General features: G+C 71.5%; 15 protein-coding genes. 12 read left to right on the top strand and 3 right to left on the bottom strand.

The window, feature by feature from the left end:
• The first annotated feature begins 161 nt into the window (after nt 1-161).
• The 3 genes from mshA to ASD33_RS04530 all read left to right on the top strand — a co-directional run bounded on the left by mshA (nt 162) and on the right by ASD33_RS04530 (nt 3,836).
• Nucleotides 162-1,529 (top strand): D-inositol-3-phosphate glycosyltransferase, encoded by a 1,368-nt coding sequence (mshA, locus tag ASD33_RS04540; protein ID WP_056553454.1) that lies wholly within the window; start codon nt 162-164, stop codon nt 1,527-1,529.
• Nucleotides 1,522-2,040, top strand: a complete 519-nt coding sequence (locus tag ASD33_RS04535; protein ID WP_056553451.1) for a YbjN domain-containing protein — start codon at nt 1,522-1,524, stop codon at nt 2,038-2,040. Before mshA ends, ASD33_RS04535 begins: the two co-directional genes overlap by 8 nt.
• Before the next feature lie 143 nt (nt 2,041-2,183).
• A complete protein-coding gene (locus ASD33_RS04530; protein WP_056553448.1) occupies nt 2,184-3,836 on the top strand; it encodes a glycosyl hydrolase family 28-related protein in 1,653 nt (550 codons plus the stop codon).
• On the opposite strand, the gene ASD33_RS04525 is transcribed toward ASD33_RS04530, so the two are convergent.
• Nucleotides 3,826-5,118: an MFS transporter gene (locus tag ASD33_RS04525; RefSeq protein ID WP_056553445.1), complete on the bottom strand. Its 1,293-nt coding sequence runs from the start codon at nt 5,116-5,118 to the stop codon at nt 3,826-3,828. The genes ASD33_RS04530 and ASD33_RS04525 overlap by 11 nt on opposite strands.
• A 124-nt stretch (nt 5,119-5,242) precedes the next feature.
• On the opposite strand from ASD33_RS04525, the gene ASD33_RS04520 reads away from it, so the two are divergent.
• The 4 genes from ASD33_RS04520 to ASD33_RS04505 all read left to right on the top strand — a co-directional run bounded on the left by ASD33_RS04520 (nt 5,243) and on the right by ASD33_RS04505 (nt 8,064).
• Nucleotides 5,243-6,001, top strand: a complete 759-nt coding sequence (locus ASD33_RS04520) for a phosphoglyceromutase (RefSeq protein ID WP_056553444.1) — start codon at nt 5,243-5,245, stop codon at nt 5,999-6,001.
• Between the two features lie 252 nt (nt 6,002-6,253).
• Complete coding sequence (locus ASD33_RS35385) at nt 6,254-6,925, top strand: hypothetical protein (protein WP_056553441.1); 672 nt, start codon at nt 6,254-6,256, stop codon at nt 6,923-6,925.
• Nucleotides 6,926-7,100: 175 nt separating this feature from the next.
• Nucleotides 7,101-7,451: a hypothetical protein gene (locus ASD33_RS04510; RefSeq protein ID WP_056553438.1), complete on the top strand. Its 351-nt coding sequence runs from the start codon at nt 7,101-7,103 to the stop codon at nt 7,449-7,451.
• 145 nt (nt 7,452-7,596) lie between these two features.
• Complete coding sequence (locus ASD33_RS04505; RefSeq protein WP_056553435.1) at nt 7,597-8,064, top strand: GNAT family N-acetyltransferase; 468 nt, start codon at nt 7,597-7,599, stop codon at nt 8,062-8,064.
• A gap of 359 nt (nt 8,065-8,423) precedes the next feature.
• Here the strand turns inward: ASD33_RS04505 and phoU are convergent, their stop codons facing one another.
• The gene (gene phoU, locus ASD33_RS04500; RefSeq protein WP_056553432.1) at nt 8,424-9,104 is read right to left on the bottom strand and encodes a phosphate signaling complex protein PhoU; all 681 of its coding nucleotides are present in this window, start codon (nt 9,102-9,104) and stop codon (nt 8,424-8,426) included.
• Between the two features lie 264 nt (nt 9,105-9,368).
• Between phoU and ASD33_RS04495 the strand changes: the two genes are divergently transcribed.
• Complete coding sequence (locus tag ASD33_RS04495; RefSeq protein WP_056553430.1) at nt 9,369-10,595, top strand: ATP-binding protein; 1,227 nt, start codon at nt 9,369-9,371, stop codon at nt 10,593-10,595.
• The gene (locus tag ASD33_RS04490; protein WP_015035162.1) at nt 10,592-11,272 is read left to right on the top strand and encodes a response regulator transcription factor; all 681 of its coding nucleotides are present in this window, start codon (nt 10,592-10,594) and stop codon (nt 11,270-11,272) included. The genes ASD33_RS04495 and ASD33_RS04490 overlap by 4 nt, the downstream gene beginning before the upstream one ends.
• Nucleotides 11,273-11,444: 172 nt before the next feature.
• Here ASD33_RS04490 and ASD33_RS04485 read toward each other — a convergent pair whose 3' ends face one another.
• Nucleotides 11,445-12,101: a hypothetical protein gene (locus ASD33_RS04485; protein ID WP_056553427.1), complete on the bottom strand. Its 657-nt coding sequence runs from the start codon at nt 12,099-12,101 to the stop codon at nt 11,445-11,447.
• 629 nt (nt 12,102-12,730) lie between these two features.
• Between ASD33_RS04485 and ASD33_RS04480 the strand changes: the two genes are divergently transcribed.
• The 3 genes from ASD33_RS04480 to ispF all read left to right on the top strand — a co-directional run bounded on the left by ASD33_RS04480 (nt 12,731) and on the right by ispF (nt 14,786).
• Nucleotides 12,731-13,213 carry a CarD family transcriptional regulator gene (locus ASD33_RS04480; protein WP_003953493.1) on the top strand — a complete coding sequence of 161 codons (483 nt, stop codon included), beginning with the start codon at nt 12,731-12,733 and terminating at the stop codon, nt 13,211-13,213.
• Between the two features lie 321 nt (nt 13,214-13,534).
• Nucleotides 13,535-14,284: a 2-C-methyl-D-erythritol 4-phosphate cytidylyltransferase gene (gene ispD / locus ASD33_RS04475; RefSeq protein WP_056553424.1), complete on the top strand. Its 750-nt coding sequence runs from the start codon at nt 13,535-13,537 to the stop codon at nt 14,282-14,284.
• Nucleotides 14,274-14,786 carry a 2-C-methyl-D-erythritol 2,4-cyclodiphosphate synthase gene (gene ispF / locus ASD33_RS04470; RefSeq protein ID WP_056553421.1) on the top strand — a complete coding sequence of 171 codons (513 nt, stop codon included), beginning with the start codon at nt 14,274-14,276 and terminating at the stop codon, nt 14,784-14,786. The genes ispD and ispF overlap by 11 nt, the downstream gene beginning before the upstream one ends.
• The last annotated feature ends 121 nt before the right edge of the window (nt 14,787-14,907 follow it).

The raw sequence follows: 14,907 nt of genomic DNA, 5'->3' as shown, positions 1-14,907 counted from the left end.
GAAATGAAAGGACCCATTCCGGTGTTGACCGGGCCGGAGGGCGCACCACGCCCTCCCGCCGTCATGCCCGCGGCGCCGAGCACAGCCCCGACATGTCAAGGCCGACGTGTCCGGCCCCGAAGGGCCGGCATGTGTCAGCCCCGAGCGGAAGGACCGCCGACGTGAGCCAGTACGTGTCCCGGTTCGCCGGAACCCGGCACCGGCATCCGGCTCCGGCCCGGCTCCGGCTCCCCGGCCGGAACCGCACCCCGCGCCGCGTGGCCATGCTCAGCGTCCACACCTCCCCACTGCACCAGCCGGGGACGGGCGACGCGGGCGGCATGAACGTCTACATCGTCGAGCTGGCGAGACGACTCGCCGCCATCGACATCGAGGTCGAGATCTTCACCAGGGCCACCACCGGCGGCCTGCCCCCGGTCGTCGAGCTGACCCCCGGCGTCCTCGTCCGGCACGTCGACGCCGGCCCCTACGAGGGCCTGGCCAAGGAGGAGCTGCCCGCGCAGCTCTGCGCCTTCACGCACGGCGTGATGCAGGCGTGGGCGGGCCACCGCCCCGGCCACTACGACCTCGTCCACTCCCACTACTGGCTCTCCGGCCACGTCGGCTGGCTCGCCGCCGAGCGCTGGGGCGTCCCGCTCGTCCACGCCATGCACACCATGGCGAAGGTCAAGAACGCGGCGCTCGCCGAGGGCGACACCCCCGAGCCCGCGGCCCGGGTGATCGGGGAGACGCAGATCGTCTCCGCCGCCGACCGGCTGATCGCGAACACGGCCGAGGAGGCCGACGAGCTGGCCCGTTTCTACGAGGCCGACCCCGGCAAGGTCGCGGTCGTCCACCCGGGCGTGAACCTGGACCGCTTCCGTCCGGCCGACGGCCGCGCCGCCGCCCGTGCCCGGCTCGGGCTGCCGCAGGACGCCTTCATCCCGGTCTTCGCCGGCCGCATACAGCCGCTGAAGGCGCCGGACATCCTGCTCCGGGCCGCCGCGCTGCTCGTCGACCAGGACCCGTCGCTGCGCTCGCGCATGGTCGTGCCGGTGGTCGGCGGCCCGAGCGGCAGCGGTCTCGCGAAGCCGGAGGGGCTGCAGAAGCTGGCCGCCCGGCTCGGCATCGCGGACGTCGTGCGCTTCCACCCGCCGGTCGGCCAGGACCGGCTCGCGGACTGGTTCCGCGCGGCGAGCGTCCTCGTCATGCCCTCGTACAGCGAGTCCTTCGGCCTGGTCGCCATCGAGGCGCAGGCGGCCGGCACCCCGGTGGTGGCGGCCTCGGTCGGCGGTCTGCCCGTGGCCGTACGGGACGACACGACCGGCTTCCTCGTCCAGGGGCACGACCCGGCGGACTACGCCCGCGCGCTGGGCCGGTTCGTGGCGAACCCCTCGCTCGTGGACCGGATGGGCGCGGCGGCGGCCCTGCACGCGGGGTCCTTCGGCTGGGACACGGCGGCCTCGGGGACGGCGGACGTGTACACGGCCGCCATGCACGACCACCGGCTGCGCGAGAACCGCCGTCGCGTACGCTCCCACCATGGCTGAGGACGTTCGGCGGATCATCGAGGACACCTTCAACGACGCGGAGCTGGACTGGGAGTCCCCGGAGCCCGGCTCGTACGTCGTGAAGCTCCCGGGCACGCGCAAGCTGTTCACCACGCTGTCGCTCCGGGCGGGCCGCCACTCCCTCTCCCTCAACGCCTTCGTCATCCGCCACCCGGACGAGAACGAGGCGGGCGTCCACCGCTGGCTGCTCGAACGCAACCTCAAGCTGTACGGGGTGGGTTACGCGGTCGACGGCCTCGGCGACGTCTACCTCGCCGGCAAGCTCCCGCTCTCCGCCGTCACGCCCGAGGAACTGGACCGGCTGCTCGGCTCGGTCCTGGAGGCGGCGGACGGCGACTTCAACACGCTCCTGGAGCTGGGGTTCGCGTCGGCGATCCGGCGCGAGTACGAGTGGCGGGTCTCGCGCGGCGAGTCGACGCGGAACCTCGACGCGTTCAAGAACCTGACCCAGAAGCCGTCGGAGAAGCCGTCGGGGCAGCTCGGCGACTGACCTTTCCCGGTCTCCTCTTCCCCCTGCTTCCTCCTCTTCACTCTCCCCTCTTCCCGGTCCCTTCCCGCAGGGGGCTTCTGCTGTCATGCTCTCGCCCAACGCAGATCTGAACACCGTTCATACATGTGAAAGGGCTCAGGTTCATGGCACTCAGCAGAAGGCAGTTCGTCGGCGGTGCGGCGGCGGTGGCGGGAGCGGCGGGCACGACCGGTTTCACCCTCCCCGCCGGCCCCCCTCACCCCACGCCCCTCTGGCGGGAGTTCGAGGCGGCCCCCTACACCCACCCTCAGATCCCCTACGTGGGCCGGGCCGGCGCCCACGCGGGTGCCCGCCGCTCGCCCCGTCCGCCCGTCGTCGCGAACGCCGTCACCTACGGGGCGACCCCCGACGGCTCCGGCGACTCCGCCCCCGCGATCAACCGGGCCCTCGCCGCGGCCGGGGAGCGCGGCGGCGGCACGGTCCTCCTGCCGCCGGGCACGTACCGGATCGACGACTACCTCCGGATCGGCCACAGCGGTGTCGTCCTGCGGGGCGCGGGCTCCGGCCGTACGACCCTGATCGCCACCCGCAGCCTCACGGAACTGATCGGCCCGTACGGGTCGCGGTACGGCGGCGACAAGTCGTCCTGGTCGTGGGCCGGCGGCCTGATCTGGCTGTCGCCGCAGGCCCGGCACGCCTCCCTGGTGGCCGCGGTACGGGACCGGGCCTGGCCCTTCGAGGGCTGGACCGGCAACCGGCGCGACGAGTGGACCACGCTCACCGCCGTCCGCCCGGCCCGCAGGGGCGACCGCTCGGTGACCGTCGAGGACCCCTCCGCCCTGACGCGCGGTCGACTGGTCGTCCTCCGGCTGGCCGACGACGCCGGGCACACCCTCCTGGAGCACATGGCGGGCGGCGGCCCGGGCCCGGAGGCGTACGCCTGGGACGACAAGACGAAGCTGACCAGCTACGTCCCCTACGAGTGGCCCGTGCGGATCACCGACGTACGGGGCGGGAGGGTCACCCTGGAACGCCCGCTCCCCCTCGACGTACGCCCCGAGTGGGACCCCCGACTCGTCTCAGGGGTGGCGCCGCTCACCCACTCGGGGGTCGTCGGGCTGACCCTGGAGGCCGTCGAGACCCCGCAGTCACCCCATCTGCTCGACCAGGGCTACAACGGGGTCGTCTTCCAGTGCGCGTACGACTGCTGGGCGGAGGACGTGGTGGTCCGGCACGTCGACAACGGCTTCGGCCTCGTCGCCGCCTCCGCCTGCACCCTGCGCCGGACGCGGGTGGAGGGGCGCGGCTCGCACCACCCGTACTTCTGCCGGGAGGGCGCGCACGACAACCTGGTCGAGGACTTCCGCATCGCCGCCCGGACGGTCCCGGCCCCGGCCGGTACCCAGCTGCACGGCATCAACGTCGAGGGCCTGTCCAGCCACAACGTCTGGTCGCGCGGGGTGATGGAGATGGGCACCTTCGACACCCACCGGGGCATGCCGTTCGCGAACGTACGGACGGAGATCACGGTGGAGAACAACGGCCGGCACGGCGGCGACGGTTCTGCGGGCCCGCTGTACGGGGCCCGGTTCGCCCACTGGAACGTGACGGTCACCAATGGCCGGGCGGGCCTGGTGAAGATCGACACCGTCGCGCCGTACAGCGCGACGGTGGGCATCAGCGAGGTCCGCGATTTCGACCAGACCGATGTCCCGGACTTCCGGGGCGACCTCCACGCGCGCGTGGAGGCGTACGGAAGCCCGGGATCGGTACGGCCGGGGAACCTGTACGAGGCGCAGCGCGCCCTCAGGCGCTGACGGGCGCGGGCTGCTCGGTGCCGGTGGTGCCGGTGGTGCCGACGGTGACCACGTCTTCCTCGGGCTCCTCGCAGAGGGCCTTCCGCAGCCGGATGGAGTACCCGACGGCGGCGATGACGCCGATCGCGAAGGTCGCCGCCCAGAGGACGGTCGGGCCCGGGCCTCCGACGATCGCGCCCGCGCCGATCGGGGCGACGAACCCGGCGACGGCCCAGGACATGCCCATGACGCCCTGGTAGCGGCCGCGGGCGTGCTCGGGGGCGAGCCGGGCGGTGGCGGCGGCGTTGGTGGGGACGTGGATCATCTCGCCGACGGTCCAGACGACGACGGTCGCGGCGAAGGCCACCACGGAGGAGCCCGCGAGGGCGGTGGCGCCGGTGCCGAGGGCGAAGAGGAGGGAGGAGAGGGTGAGCAGGACGACGGGGGAGCGCTTGTCGGTCAGCTTGTTGACGAGCAGCTGGAAGCCGACGATCACGATGCCGTTGACGGCGATGACGACGCCGTACGAGGAGGGGGAGAGGCCCTTGTCCGCCATGGTGAGCGGCAGGCCGATCCAGGGGGCGGTGAAGACGAGGCAGACGAAGAGGTTGAGCAGGACGAGGGTGCGGAAGGGGGCGTCGCGCAGCACGGTGAGCATGCTCACCTTCGCCTCGACGACGGGTGCGCCGGCCTTGTCGGTGCGGGCCTCGGGGCGGGTCTCGGGGAGCCGGAGGAAGACGATGACCGCGCAGAGGGTGGTGGCGACGGCGTCGACGACGAAGAGGGTGCGGTAGCCGAGGAAGATCGCGGCGCCGCCGCCGATGGAGGCGATGGCGAAGCCGAGGTTGAGGGCCCAGTAGTTGAGGGAGTACGCCCGGCGCACCTCGTGGGCGGGGACCATGTCGGCGATGGTGGCGTTGATGGAGGGGCGGACGGCCTGCATGGCGACGCCCATGAGGAGGACGGCGGTCGCGATGGCCCAGGCGCTGGTGACGACGGCGAGGGCGGCGGCGCAGGCGGCGGCCGCGAGGTGCATGGTGATCATGGTGGGGCGGCGGCCCCAGCGGTCGGTGAGCGCGCCGCCGAGCGGGGAGCCCGCGACGCCGCCGAGGCCGTGGAGGGCGACGACGAGACCGGCGAACCAGGCGGAGTGTCCGAGCTCGACCGTCAGATAGAGGGAGAGGAACGTCAGGACGAAGGCGCCGGTCCTGTTGACCAGGGTCGACAGCCAGAGCCACCAGAAGCCCTGCGGGAGCCCGGAAACCGTCTCGCGTGCTGATCGTCTGAGCGAGTCGATGGACATGTGTGGCGGCCCCCTGAAGATGTAAGTCCCACTAACGGCAGTCGTAACTTACGCATCTCAGGTGCCGGACGCCAGCGAATTGACGGCGCGCGTCAATCGTCAGAGGTCCATTAGGCTCGTACGCATGGCCGACGCACCGTACAAGCTGATCCTCCTCCGCCACGGCGAGAGCGAGTGGAACGAGAAGAATCTGTTCACCGGTTGGGTGGACGTGAACCTCACCGCGAAGGGTGAGAAGGAGGCGACGCGCGGCGGCGAGCTGCTCAAGGACGCCGGTCTGCTGCCCGACGTGCTGCACACCTCCCTCCAGAAGCGCGCGATCCGCACCGCCCAGCTCGCGCTGGAGTCCGCGGACCGCCACTGGATCCCGGTCAACCGCTCCTGGCGCCTGAACGAGCGCCACTACGGCGCGCTCCAGGGCAAGGACAAGGCGCAGACGCTCGCCGAGTTCGGCGAGGAGCAGTTCATGCTGTGGCGCCGCTCGTACGACACCCCGCCGCCGGCGCTCTCGGACGACAGCGAGTACTCGCAGGCGCGCGACGCCCGCTACGCGACGATCCCGCCGGAGCTGCGCCCGCGGACCGAGTGCCTCAAGGACGTCGTCGAGCGGATGCTCCCCTACTGGTACGACAACATCGTCCCGGACCTCCTGGCCGGCCGCACGGTCCTGGTCGCCGCCCACGGCAACAGCCTCCGCGCCCTGGTGAAGCACCTGGACGGCATCTCGGACGCGGACATCGCGGGCCTCAACATCCCGACGGGCATCCCGCTCGCGTACGAACTGGACGAGAACTTCAAGCCCCTGAACCCGGGCGGCACGTACCTCGACCCGGAGGCCGCGGCGGCGGCCATCGAGGCGGTCAAGAACCAGGGCAAGAAGTAGCCCTGACGTACCCCCTGACGCACCCCTGACGCACGAGCAGGCCCCCGTCCCCGTGGTTTCCCCCGGGGACGGGGGCCTCTTCGTGTGCCCGTGCGGGCGTTCGTCTGCGGTGTTGTGCCGCGGGTGTTCTGGCGGCGTACCAGGTCTGTGACATCGAGGGGCTGGGTCCTGTGGCCGGGGGCGCGGCGTTGCTACGTTCCGGGCAGGGGGTGGTCGCGTGGGTGGCCGCCCGTTGAAGAGGGGGACTTCTCGATGAACGCCGACCGTCGTCTCAGACCCGCCGCCGTCGCACTCGCCGCCGTCGCGCTGGCCGCCGTGCTCACCGGATGCCAGGGCGGCGCCTCCGCCTCCGGCGCACCCCGTACCGCCCCCGCCGCCACCGCCGCTCCCGGCTCCGCCGACTCCGCCGGTGATGCCGGTGATGCCGGTCCGACCGTCGCTCCGGCCGTCAAGAAGCCCGCCACCACCGGGGTCACCAAGCCCGCCGGGAAGAAGTCCTCCGCGCCCAGGTCCAAGGCCAAGTCCAAGACCAAGACCGCCGCCCCCGTCCCCGACTGCGTCGACGCGACGCCCGGGCCCGACGACGTCGACCCCGACGAGATCGCGCTCTACCGGATCGAGGAGCTCGACGGCAGCACCGGCAAGGTCAACCTCGTCCTCCAGCACGGCGCCTGGGGCTGCGGCTCCCCGGACAGCGACGGCGCTCCCTTCGTCGTCACCGGCGAGGAGAGCCGCTGGGCCCTCGACCAGGCCGCGTACGTCACCGTCACCAACCCCGTCGTCACCAGCACCGAGAACCGGCGGATCGGGGTACAGGAGCTGATCGACTGGGTCGACGCCCACCCCGACTCGGGCCTGGTCTTCCGCTACACGGTCGGCGACGACGGCGCCATCCACCGCCTTGAGCAGGTGTTCACGCCGTAACCCCGGCGTCGCTTCGGCCGGACGGGTGAGGGCGAAACCTTCCGGCTGCGATGCGCCGCGTGCGCGGTGGGGGAGGGGGCTAGAGGTGAGGGGGAGGTGGAGGCGGGTGACCTCGGTCGTTCCCGTAGCCGCCCCCGAACCACCGGCCCGCCGAACCACCGAAACGAGAACCCTCGTGCGTCTCCGCCACTCCGTCGCCGCCGTCTGCGGCGCCCTCGCCCTCACCGCCACCCTGGCCGCCCCCGCCCACGCCACCACCGGCGACTTCAGCTACCAGTTCGTCGGCTTCAGCGGCGACCGGCAGTGGATCACGCTCCACGACCCGGCGAGCGACGTGTGCATCACGCTCGCCGAGGCCGCCGACCCCGGCTCCTCCGAGCCTGCCTTCGCCCCGCACAACGACACCGACGAGTACGCGCTCGTCTTCACCGGGCCCGACTGCACGGGCGACTCCTGGACGCTGCGCCCCCACGGCCGCCCGGCCTCCGACCGCCTCAAGCTCCGCTCGGTGGTCTTCGTCCGCTAGGGCGGGCAGCAGCGCGGACAGTAAGAGGACAGTAGGGACAGAAAGACACTTCGCCCGTTCGACCCCGACCGCTCGCCACGGGCACGGCAGGCCGGCGTCCGATATTCATCGGCGCCGGCCCCGCCGACTGGCTACCGTCCAGGCCATGAGCACGTCACTCCGTCTGGAACCGGTCACCCCCGCCACCATCGACGCCGCCCTCGCCCTGCGCGTCCACCCCCACCAGGAGCGGAACGTCGCCCCTGTCGTCCGCTCCCTCGCCGAGGCCTACGCCTACGGCGACACCGCCTGGCCGCGGCTCATCTTCGACGGCGACCGGCTCGTCGGCTTCCTGATGGCCTTCCTCGACATCCAGTGGAACGAGAAGAAGGACCCCAACGACCACCGCAGCGGTCTCTGGCGGCTCAACATCTCCGCCGACGCCCAGGGCAAGGGGTACGGGCGCTTCGCCGTCGACGCCGTCCGCGAGGAACTGCTGCGGCGCGGTGAACAGCGGTTCTACGTCACCTGGGAACCCGGCGAGGACGGCCCCGGCGCCTTCTACCGTCGGCTCGGCTTCCGTACGACCGGCGAGACCAGCGGAGACCAGACCGTCGGCGTACTCGACCTGTAGAACGCACTCGGCACAGAGAAGGGGAAGGGGGCGGGACGCGGCGACCGCCGCATCCCGCCCCTCACCGTTCAGCCCGAGCAGCCACCGCACTGGCACGGCGACCCCGACTGGCAGCCGCAGCCGCAGCCCGAGCCGCACCCGCAGGCACCCAGCAGGGGCAGGCGCACCGCCTCGCGGGGCGCTTCCGGCGTGGAGTCCGTCGTGATGGGCGAATCGGACATGGGGATCCCTCCCTTACGAGACGCGGAGTCGTCTCTCCCCAGTGCATGCCCAGTCGGCCGGGCGCATCAACGGCGCACGGGAGTTCCTCGCGCCCGTGCGCCCTCCGGCACGCCCCGCGCGCCCCCGCACCCGCGGAACTACGCGCCCTCCACCGGCGCGTCCGCCGCCTGCAGCTCGTCCGCGTGCTCACCCGTCACCAGGTACACGACCCGCTTCGCCACCGACACCGCGTGGTCCGCGAACCGCTCGTAGTAGCGGCCGAGCAGCGTCACGTCGACCGCCGTCTCGATGCCGTGCTTCCAGCGGTCGTCGATCAGGTGCTGGAACAGCGTCCGGTGCAGCAGGTCCATCTCGTCGTCGTCCTGCTCCAGCTGGAGCGCCAGGTCGACGTCCTTCGTGATGATGACCTCCGCCGCCTTGGCCATCAGGCGCTGCGCCAGCTGCCCCATCTCCAGGATGGTCGCGTGCAGGTCCCGCGGCACCGCCGTGTCGGGGAACCGCAGCCGCGCCAGCTTCGCGACGTGCTGCGCCAGGTCGCCCGAGCGCTCCAGGTCGGCGCTCATGCGCAGCGAGGTCACCACGATGCGCAGGTCCGTCGCCACCGGCTGCTGCCGGGCGAGCAGTGCTATCGCACGCGCCTCCAGGTCGTGCTGGAGGTCGTCGACCTTCTGGTCCGCGGCGATCACGCTCTCCGCGAGCTTCAGATCCGCGTCGAGCATCGCCGTCGTGGCGCGCCCGATCGCCGACCCGACGAGTCGGGCCATCTCGACCAGGCCCTCGCCGATCGAGTCAAGTTCCTCGTGGTACGCGTCCCGCATGGATGTCCCTCTCTACGCAATGCTCCGGGGTCCGGGTGGGGCTTCGGACCCCCACGCTCCCACGTTCGGCCCTGTACGCGTCCGGTTCCACCCCCACACATGAACCACCTCCGTCCCCCAGGTGAACTCTGGGCTACGTACGCCACCGCCCCTCCCAGGACAAGTGAACCGGCCCGGTCTTCACGGTGAACTCTGGGCGACGAGTGTTCGAGCAGCCACTCGGACGGCTGGGAGAGTGTCCGTCGGCCCGCATAACCTTGAGGCATGGACGTGAACGCGGCGGTCGCCGCATTGGCCGCGATCGCCGGCGTGTGCACCGGCGTGATCGCCATGCTGGCGTTCCGCTGGAGCGAGCGCGACCAGGCGAGACCCACCCGAACCTCCTTGCACACCGACGCCGTGCTCCCGCCCGGCGTCGACACCGTGCTGTCCGTGCTGCGCTCCTCCGCGGTCGTGCTCGACGAGAGCGACTCCGTGGTGAAGGCCAGCTCGGCGGCGTACGCACTCGGCCTGGTCCGGGGCGGGAAGCTGGCCGTGGAGCCGATGCTCAACATGGCCCGCGACACCCGCCGCGACGGAGAGATACGGCAGGTCGAGCTGGACCTCGCCCGGCGCGGCACCGGACGCGGCGAGGCCCTCGCCGTCTCCGCCCGGGTCGCCCCGCTGGGCTCGCGCCTCGTGCTGCTGCTGGTCGAGGACCTCACCGAGGCCCGTCGCATCGAAGCGGTACGGCGCGACTTCGTCGCCAATGTGAGCCATGAGCTCAAGACGCCCACGGGGGCGCTCTCCCTGCTCTCCGAGGCGGTCATGGACGCCTCGGACGACCCCGAGGCGGTCACCCGTTTCGCCGGCCGCATGCAGATAGAGGCGACCCGCCTCACCAACCTCGTACAGGAGCTGATCGACCTCTCCCGCGTGCAGAACGACGACCCGCTGGAGGACTCCGAGCCGGTGTCCGTGGACGAGCTGGTCGCCGAGGCGATCGACCGCTCCCGGCACACCGCCTCCACCAAGCAGATCACCATGGTCTCCGGCGGCGACGCCGCTCTGCGGGTCTGGGGGAGCCGCGGCCAGCTCGCCGCCGCCCTCGGCAACCTCGTCGAGAACGCGGTCAACTACTCACCGGCCCGTACGCGGGTGGGCATCGCCGCCCGCCGCGTGGCCGCCCCGGCCGGCGACCTGATCGAGATAGCCGTCACCGACCAGGGCATCGGCATCCCCGACAAGGACAAGGAGCGCGTCTTCGAGCGCTTCTACCGGGTCGACCCGGCCCGTTCCCGTGCCACCGGCGGTACGGGACTCGGACTGGCCATCGTCAAGCACGTGGCGGCCTCCCACGGCGGAGAGGTCACCGTCTGGAGCACCGAGGGCCAGGGCTCCACCTTCACCCTGCGGCTGCCCGAGGCGGGCGCCGTACGGGATCGCCGGCCCGCCTCCCCCACCCCTGATCTCATGACCGAACCGCTTCCTGCCCCGGAGGTCCTTCCGTGACCCGAGTGCTCGTCGTCGAGGATGAGGAATCCTTCAGCGACGCCCTGTCCTACATGCTTCGCAAGGAGGGCTTCGAGGTCGCCGTTGCGGCGACCGGGCCCGACGGCCTCGACGAGTTCGAGCGCAACGGGGCCGACCTCGTCCTCCTCGACCTGATGCTTCCGGGGCTCCCCGGTACCGAGGTGTGCCGTCAGCTGCGCGGCCGCTCGAACGTCCCGGTCATCATGGTGACCGCCAAGGACAGCGAGATCGACAAGGTCGTCGGGCTGGAGATAGGAGCCGACGACTACGTGACGAAGCCCTTCTCCTCGCGGGAGCTGGTCGCCCGCATCCGCGCGGTGCTGCGGCGCCGCGGGGAGCCGGAGGAGGTCACCCCGGCGGCCCTGGAGGCCGGCCCGGTCCGGATGGACGTCGACCGCCACGTGGTGACGGTCGCGGGCGGCAAGGTCGACCTGCCGCTGAAGGAGTTCGACCTCCTGGAGATGCTGCTGCGCAACGCGGGCCGCGTGCTGACCCGTATGCAGCTCATCGACCGGGTGTGGGGCGCGGACTACGTGGGCGACACCAAGACCCTCGACGTCCACGTGAAGCGCCTCCGCGCCAAGATCGAGCCGGACCCGGGCGCCCCGCGCTACCTGGTCACGGTCCGCGGCCTGGGCTACAAGTTCGAGCCGTAGAACCCGGCTGCGAGCCGGGCCGTGGCCCTCGGCTGCGAGGTCACGGAGCCCGCGGGCCCCGGCCGTGAGGCCGGGCCGTCGTGCGGGCACGGCTTTCCGGCCGCGCACTCCATGCATACGTGAAGGGCGCCCTCCCCGGCCGGGGAGGGCGCCCTTCACGTCGTACGTGCGGTCAGTGACCGGCCGCGTGGCTCGCCTCGCCCGAGGGCTCGCCGGACGCGATGCCCGTCGGCTCGGCGGAGGCCTCGGTGCCGTGCTCCGCCTCGCCCGAGGGCGTCGCGGTGGCGGAGGGCTCGGTGCCCGGGGGAGCCGGGATCACGGTCGGGCCGAAGTCCTTGAAGTAGCTCGTGGCCGGGACGACGAAGGCGTTCAGGCTCACGTCGCCGGTCCGGCTCAGCTTGAAGACGACCTGCTGCGCGTCGCCGTCGCGGGCGGCCTCGGCGCCGTTCTCGATGATGGCGGAGGCGTTGCCCTCGCCGCCGATGACGACGGAGCCGCCGGCCGGGACGGTGATCGGGCCGGTGCCCTCGGCCGCCTTCAGCTTCACCAGGGCGCGGCTGCCCGGCAGGCTGATGGAGTCGATGGTCTGCGGCAGGCGACCGTTGTTGAAGACGGTGGCGGAGACCGCGGCGGGACCCTTGACGCCACGCGCGGGCTGGGTGATGACCAGCGCGTTCTGGATCTTGACGTCGTCCACGGTGACGGCGGCGTTGTCCGGCCGGACGCCGAGCGTCTGCGCGTCGTTGCCCGCACCACAGGCGGACAGCGCGGCGATGGAGAACACGATGGCGGTGGCGGCGAGGGCGCCGCGTCGAAGGCTGCGGCTCACGGCGGCGGCATCTCCTATGACGTACGGACGGGCAATGGACAGGCTGCGGAACCAAGGTCCAGCTAAAGGTGTGTCAGCGCGCTCAGGTTACCGAGCCCTACTCTCCGTCCCGCACTCGACCCGCCCCTAAGCGGTCGCGGGCGTCTCCGGGGCTCTCCGGCGGTCCCGCGGACCGCAGCGACGGAGCTCGGCCGATGTGGCTGGATCACGACCCATTGACCTGTTGTTCACATAACCGCCTTGATCAATTCGAGGCGCCCCGCGCATTCCCCGGAGCCGCGCCTCCGGAAAATCCCGGACCCGGCTCGGCTGATCAATTACGGAAACACCCCGCGATGCATCCGTACGGGTGGACGATCCTCGAACGGAGTAGGGGAAGAAGGCCACTCCGAACCAGACAAAACGGGACATCGCCCCACCTGTGGGAGTCTCCGGGTGGGTGTAGTGTGCGCGTTTCTCTCCGTCGACGCAGCCGCTCCGACCTGCGAATACCGCCTTCCGGAAGCCCTCCGCAGCACGTTCGTGTTGCTGTTGTCAAGCCCCGAGATATGCCCTGACCTGCGAAAACGCCATTCAGAAGAAGCCGTATCCGTGTTACCCTGGATAGCCACGGAAGGGGTACCTGTCACATGACGTTCAAGGTTGGCGACACCGTGGTCTATCCCCATCACGGGGCCGCGCTGATCGAGGCCATCGAAACTCGCCAGATCAAAGGCGTGGACAAGACCTACTTGGTGCTCAAGGTCGCGCAGGGCGACCTGACTGTTCGTGTGCCGGCGGACAATGCGGAGTTCGTCGGTGTTCGCGACGTGGTCGGTCAGGACGGGCTGGACCGGGTCTTCGAGGTGCTGCGCGCACCGTACGCAGAAGAGCCGACGAACTGGTCCCGTCGCTACAAGGCAAATCTCGAGAAGCTCGCCTCCGGCGATGTCATCAAGGTCGCCGAAGTAGTCCGCGACCTGTGGCGGCGCGAGCGCGAGCGCGGTCTCTCCGCCGGTGAGAAGCGCATGCTCGCCAAGGCTCGGCAGATCCTGGTCAGCGAGCTGGCCCTCGCGGAGAACACGAACGAGGACAAGGCCGAGGCTCTCCTCGACGAGGTCCTCGCGTCCTGAGCGTGCTCTGACGACATCCGAGCGCGCTACCAAGTGAAATGATGCCGTGGTGCCCGTTGGCGCACTGTGATCCACACAGTGCAGCTGCCGGGCGCTGCGGCATATTCATGTACGTATGTATGGTCACGTACGCGTACGCCCCGTACGCATGCTCCTACGTACGTCCCCGTCCCCCTCTTGCTTCCTCACGTCCGAACCCCTGTGCTCGGGCAACACAGCCTCGACCGTCGTCACGGAAAGGGCCCGGTCAAGGCTGAGCGTCCGGCACGGTGAGGCCATACCCATGTCGGCCGCGGAAACAAACCTGCCGGAGTGCAACCGATGTCAGACGATGCGCGTCCTCCTCGTACCGCTGTGGTGATCCCGGCGGCCGGACGGGGCGTACGCCTCGGTCCGGGCGCCCCCAAGGCGCTGCGCGCGCTGAACGGCACCCCCATGCTCATCCACGCCGTCCGCGCGATGGCCGCCTCCCGCGCGGTCCAGCTGGTCGTCGTGGTCGCCCCTTCCGACGGGGCTGCCGAGGTCAAGAACCTCCTCGACACCCATGCCCTCCCCGAGCGGACCGACTACCTCGTCGTCCCCGGCGGAGACACCCGCCAGGAGTCCGTGCACCTCGGTCTCCAGGCGCTCCCCGAGGGCGTCACCACCGTCCTCGTCCACGACGCGGCCCGCCCGCTCGTCCCCGTCGACACCGTGGACGCCGTCATCGAGGCCGTACGGGACGGGGCCGTCGCCGTCGTCCCCGCGCTGCCCCTCGCGGACACCGTCAAGGAGGTCGAGCCGGCCGAGAAGCCGGGCGACCCCGAGCAGGTCGTCGCCACCCCGGTCCGGGCCCGGCTCCGCGCCGTCCAGACCCCGCAGGGCTTCGACCACGACACCCTCGTCAACGCCCACGCCACCATCGCCCTCACCGGTGACGGCGCCACCGACGACGCCGGCATGGTCGAGCGGCTCGGCGCGCCCGTCGTCGTCGTGCCCGGCCACGAAGAGGCCTTCAAGGTGACCCGCCCCCTCGACCTCGTCCTCGCCGAGGCCGTACTCGCCCGCAGGAGGGCCAACGATGGCTTCTGAGCCGACCCCCCAGCTCCCGCTGATCCCCCGCACCGGCATCGGCACCGACGTCCACGCCTTCGAGAAGGGCCGCGAACTCTGGTGCGCCGGCCTCCTCTGGGAGGGTGAGGAGTACGGCCTCGCCGGGCACTCCGACGGCGACGTCGCCGCCCACGCCGCCTGCGACGCCCTCTTCTCCGCCGCCGGCATCGGCGACCTCGGTGCCCACTTCGGCACCTCCCGCCCCGAGTGGTCCGGCGCCTCCGGCGTCACCCTGCTCGCCGAGGCCGCCCGGATCGTCCGCGCCGAGGGATACGAGATCGGCAACATCGCCGTCCAGGTCATCGGCGTACGCCCCAAGGTCGGCAAGCGCCGCGAGGAGGCCCAGAAGGCGCTGGGCGAGGCGGCCGGCGCGCCGGTCTCCGTCTCCGGCACGACCACGGACGGGCTCGGACTCACCGGTCGCGCCGAGGGCCTCGCGGCACTCGCGACCGCCCTCGTCTACCGGACGGAAGCGGGCTAGACGCCGTCCGGACTGCGGCCGGGCGAGCCCCCGGGGGCTCCTGAAGGGCCGGCAGGCCCCGGTACCGGGTGAAAAACGTCATCGGAGACGCGGATCGGGTATCGGGGCACTACCACACGCC

The organism is Streptomyces sp. Root1304 (assembly GCF_001426405.1).
Lineage (GTDB): Bacteria > Actinomycetota > Actinomycetes > Streptomycetales > Streptomycetaceae > Streptomyces.
This window is presented reverse-complemented; position numbering and strand designations above follow the sequence as displayed.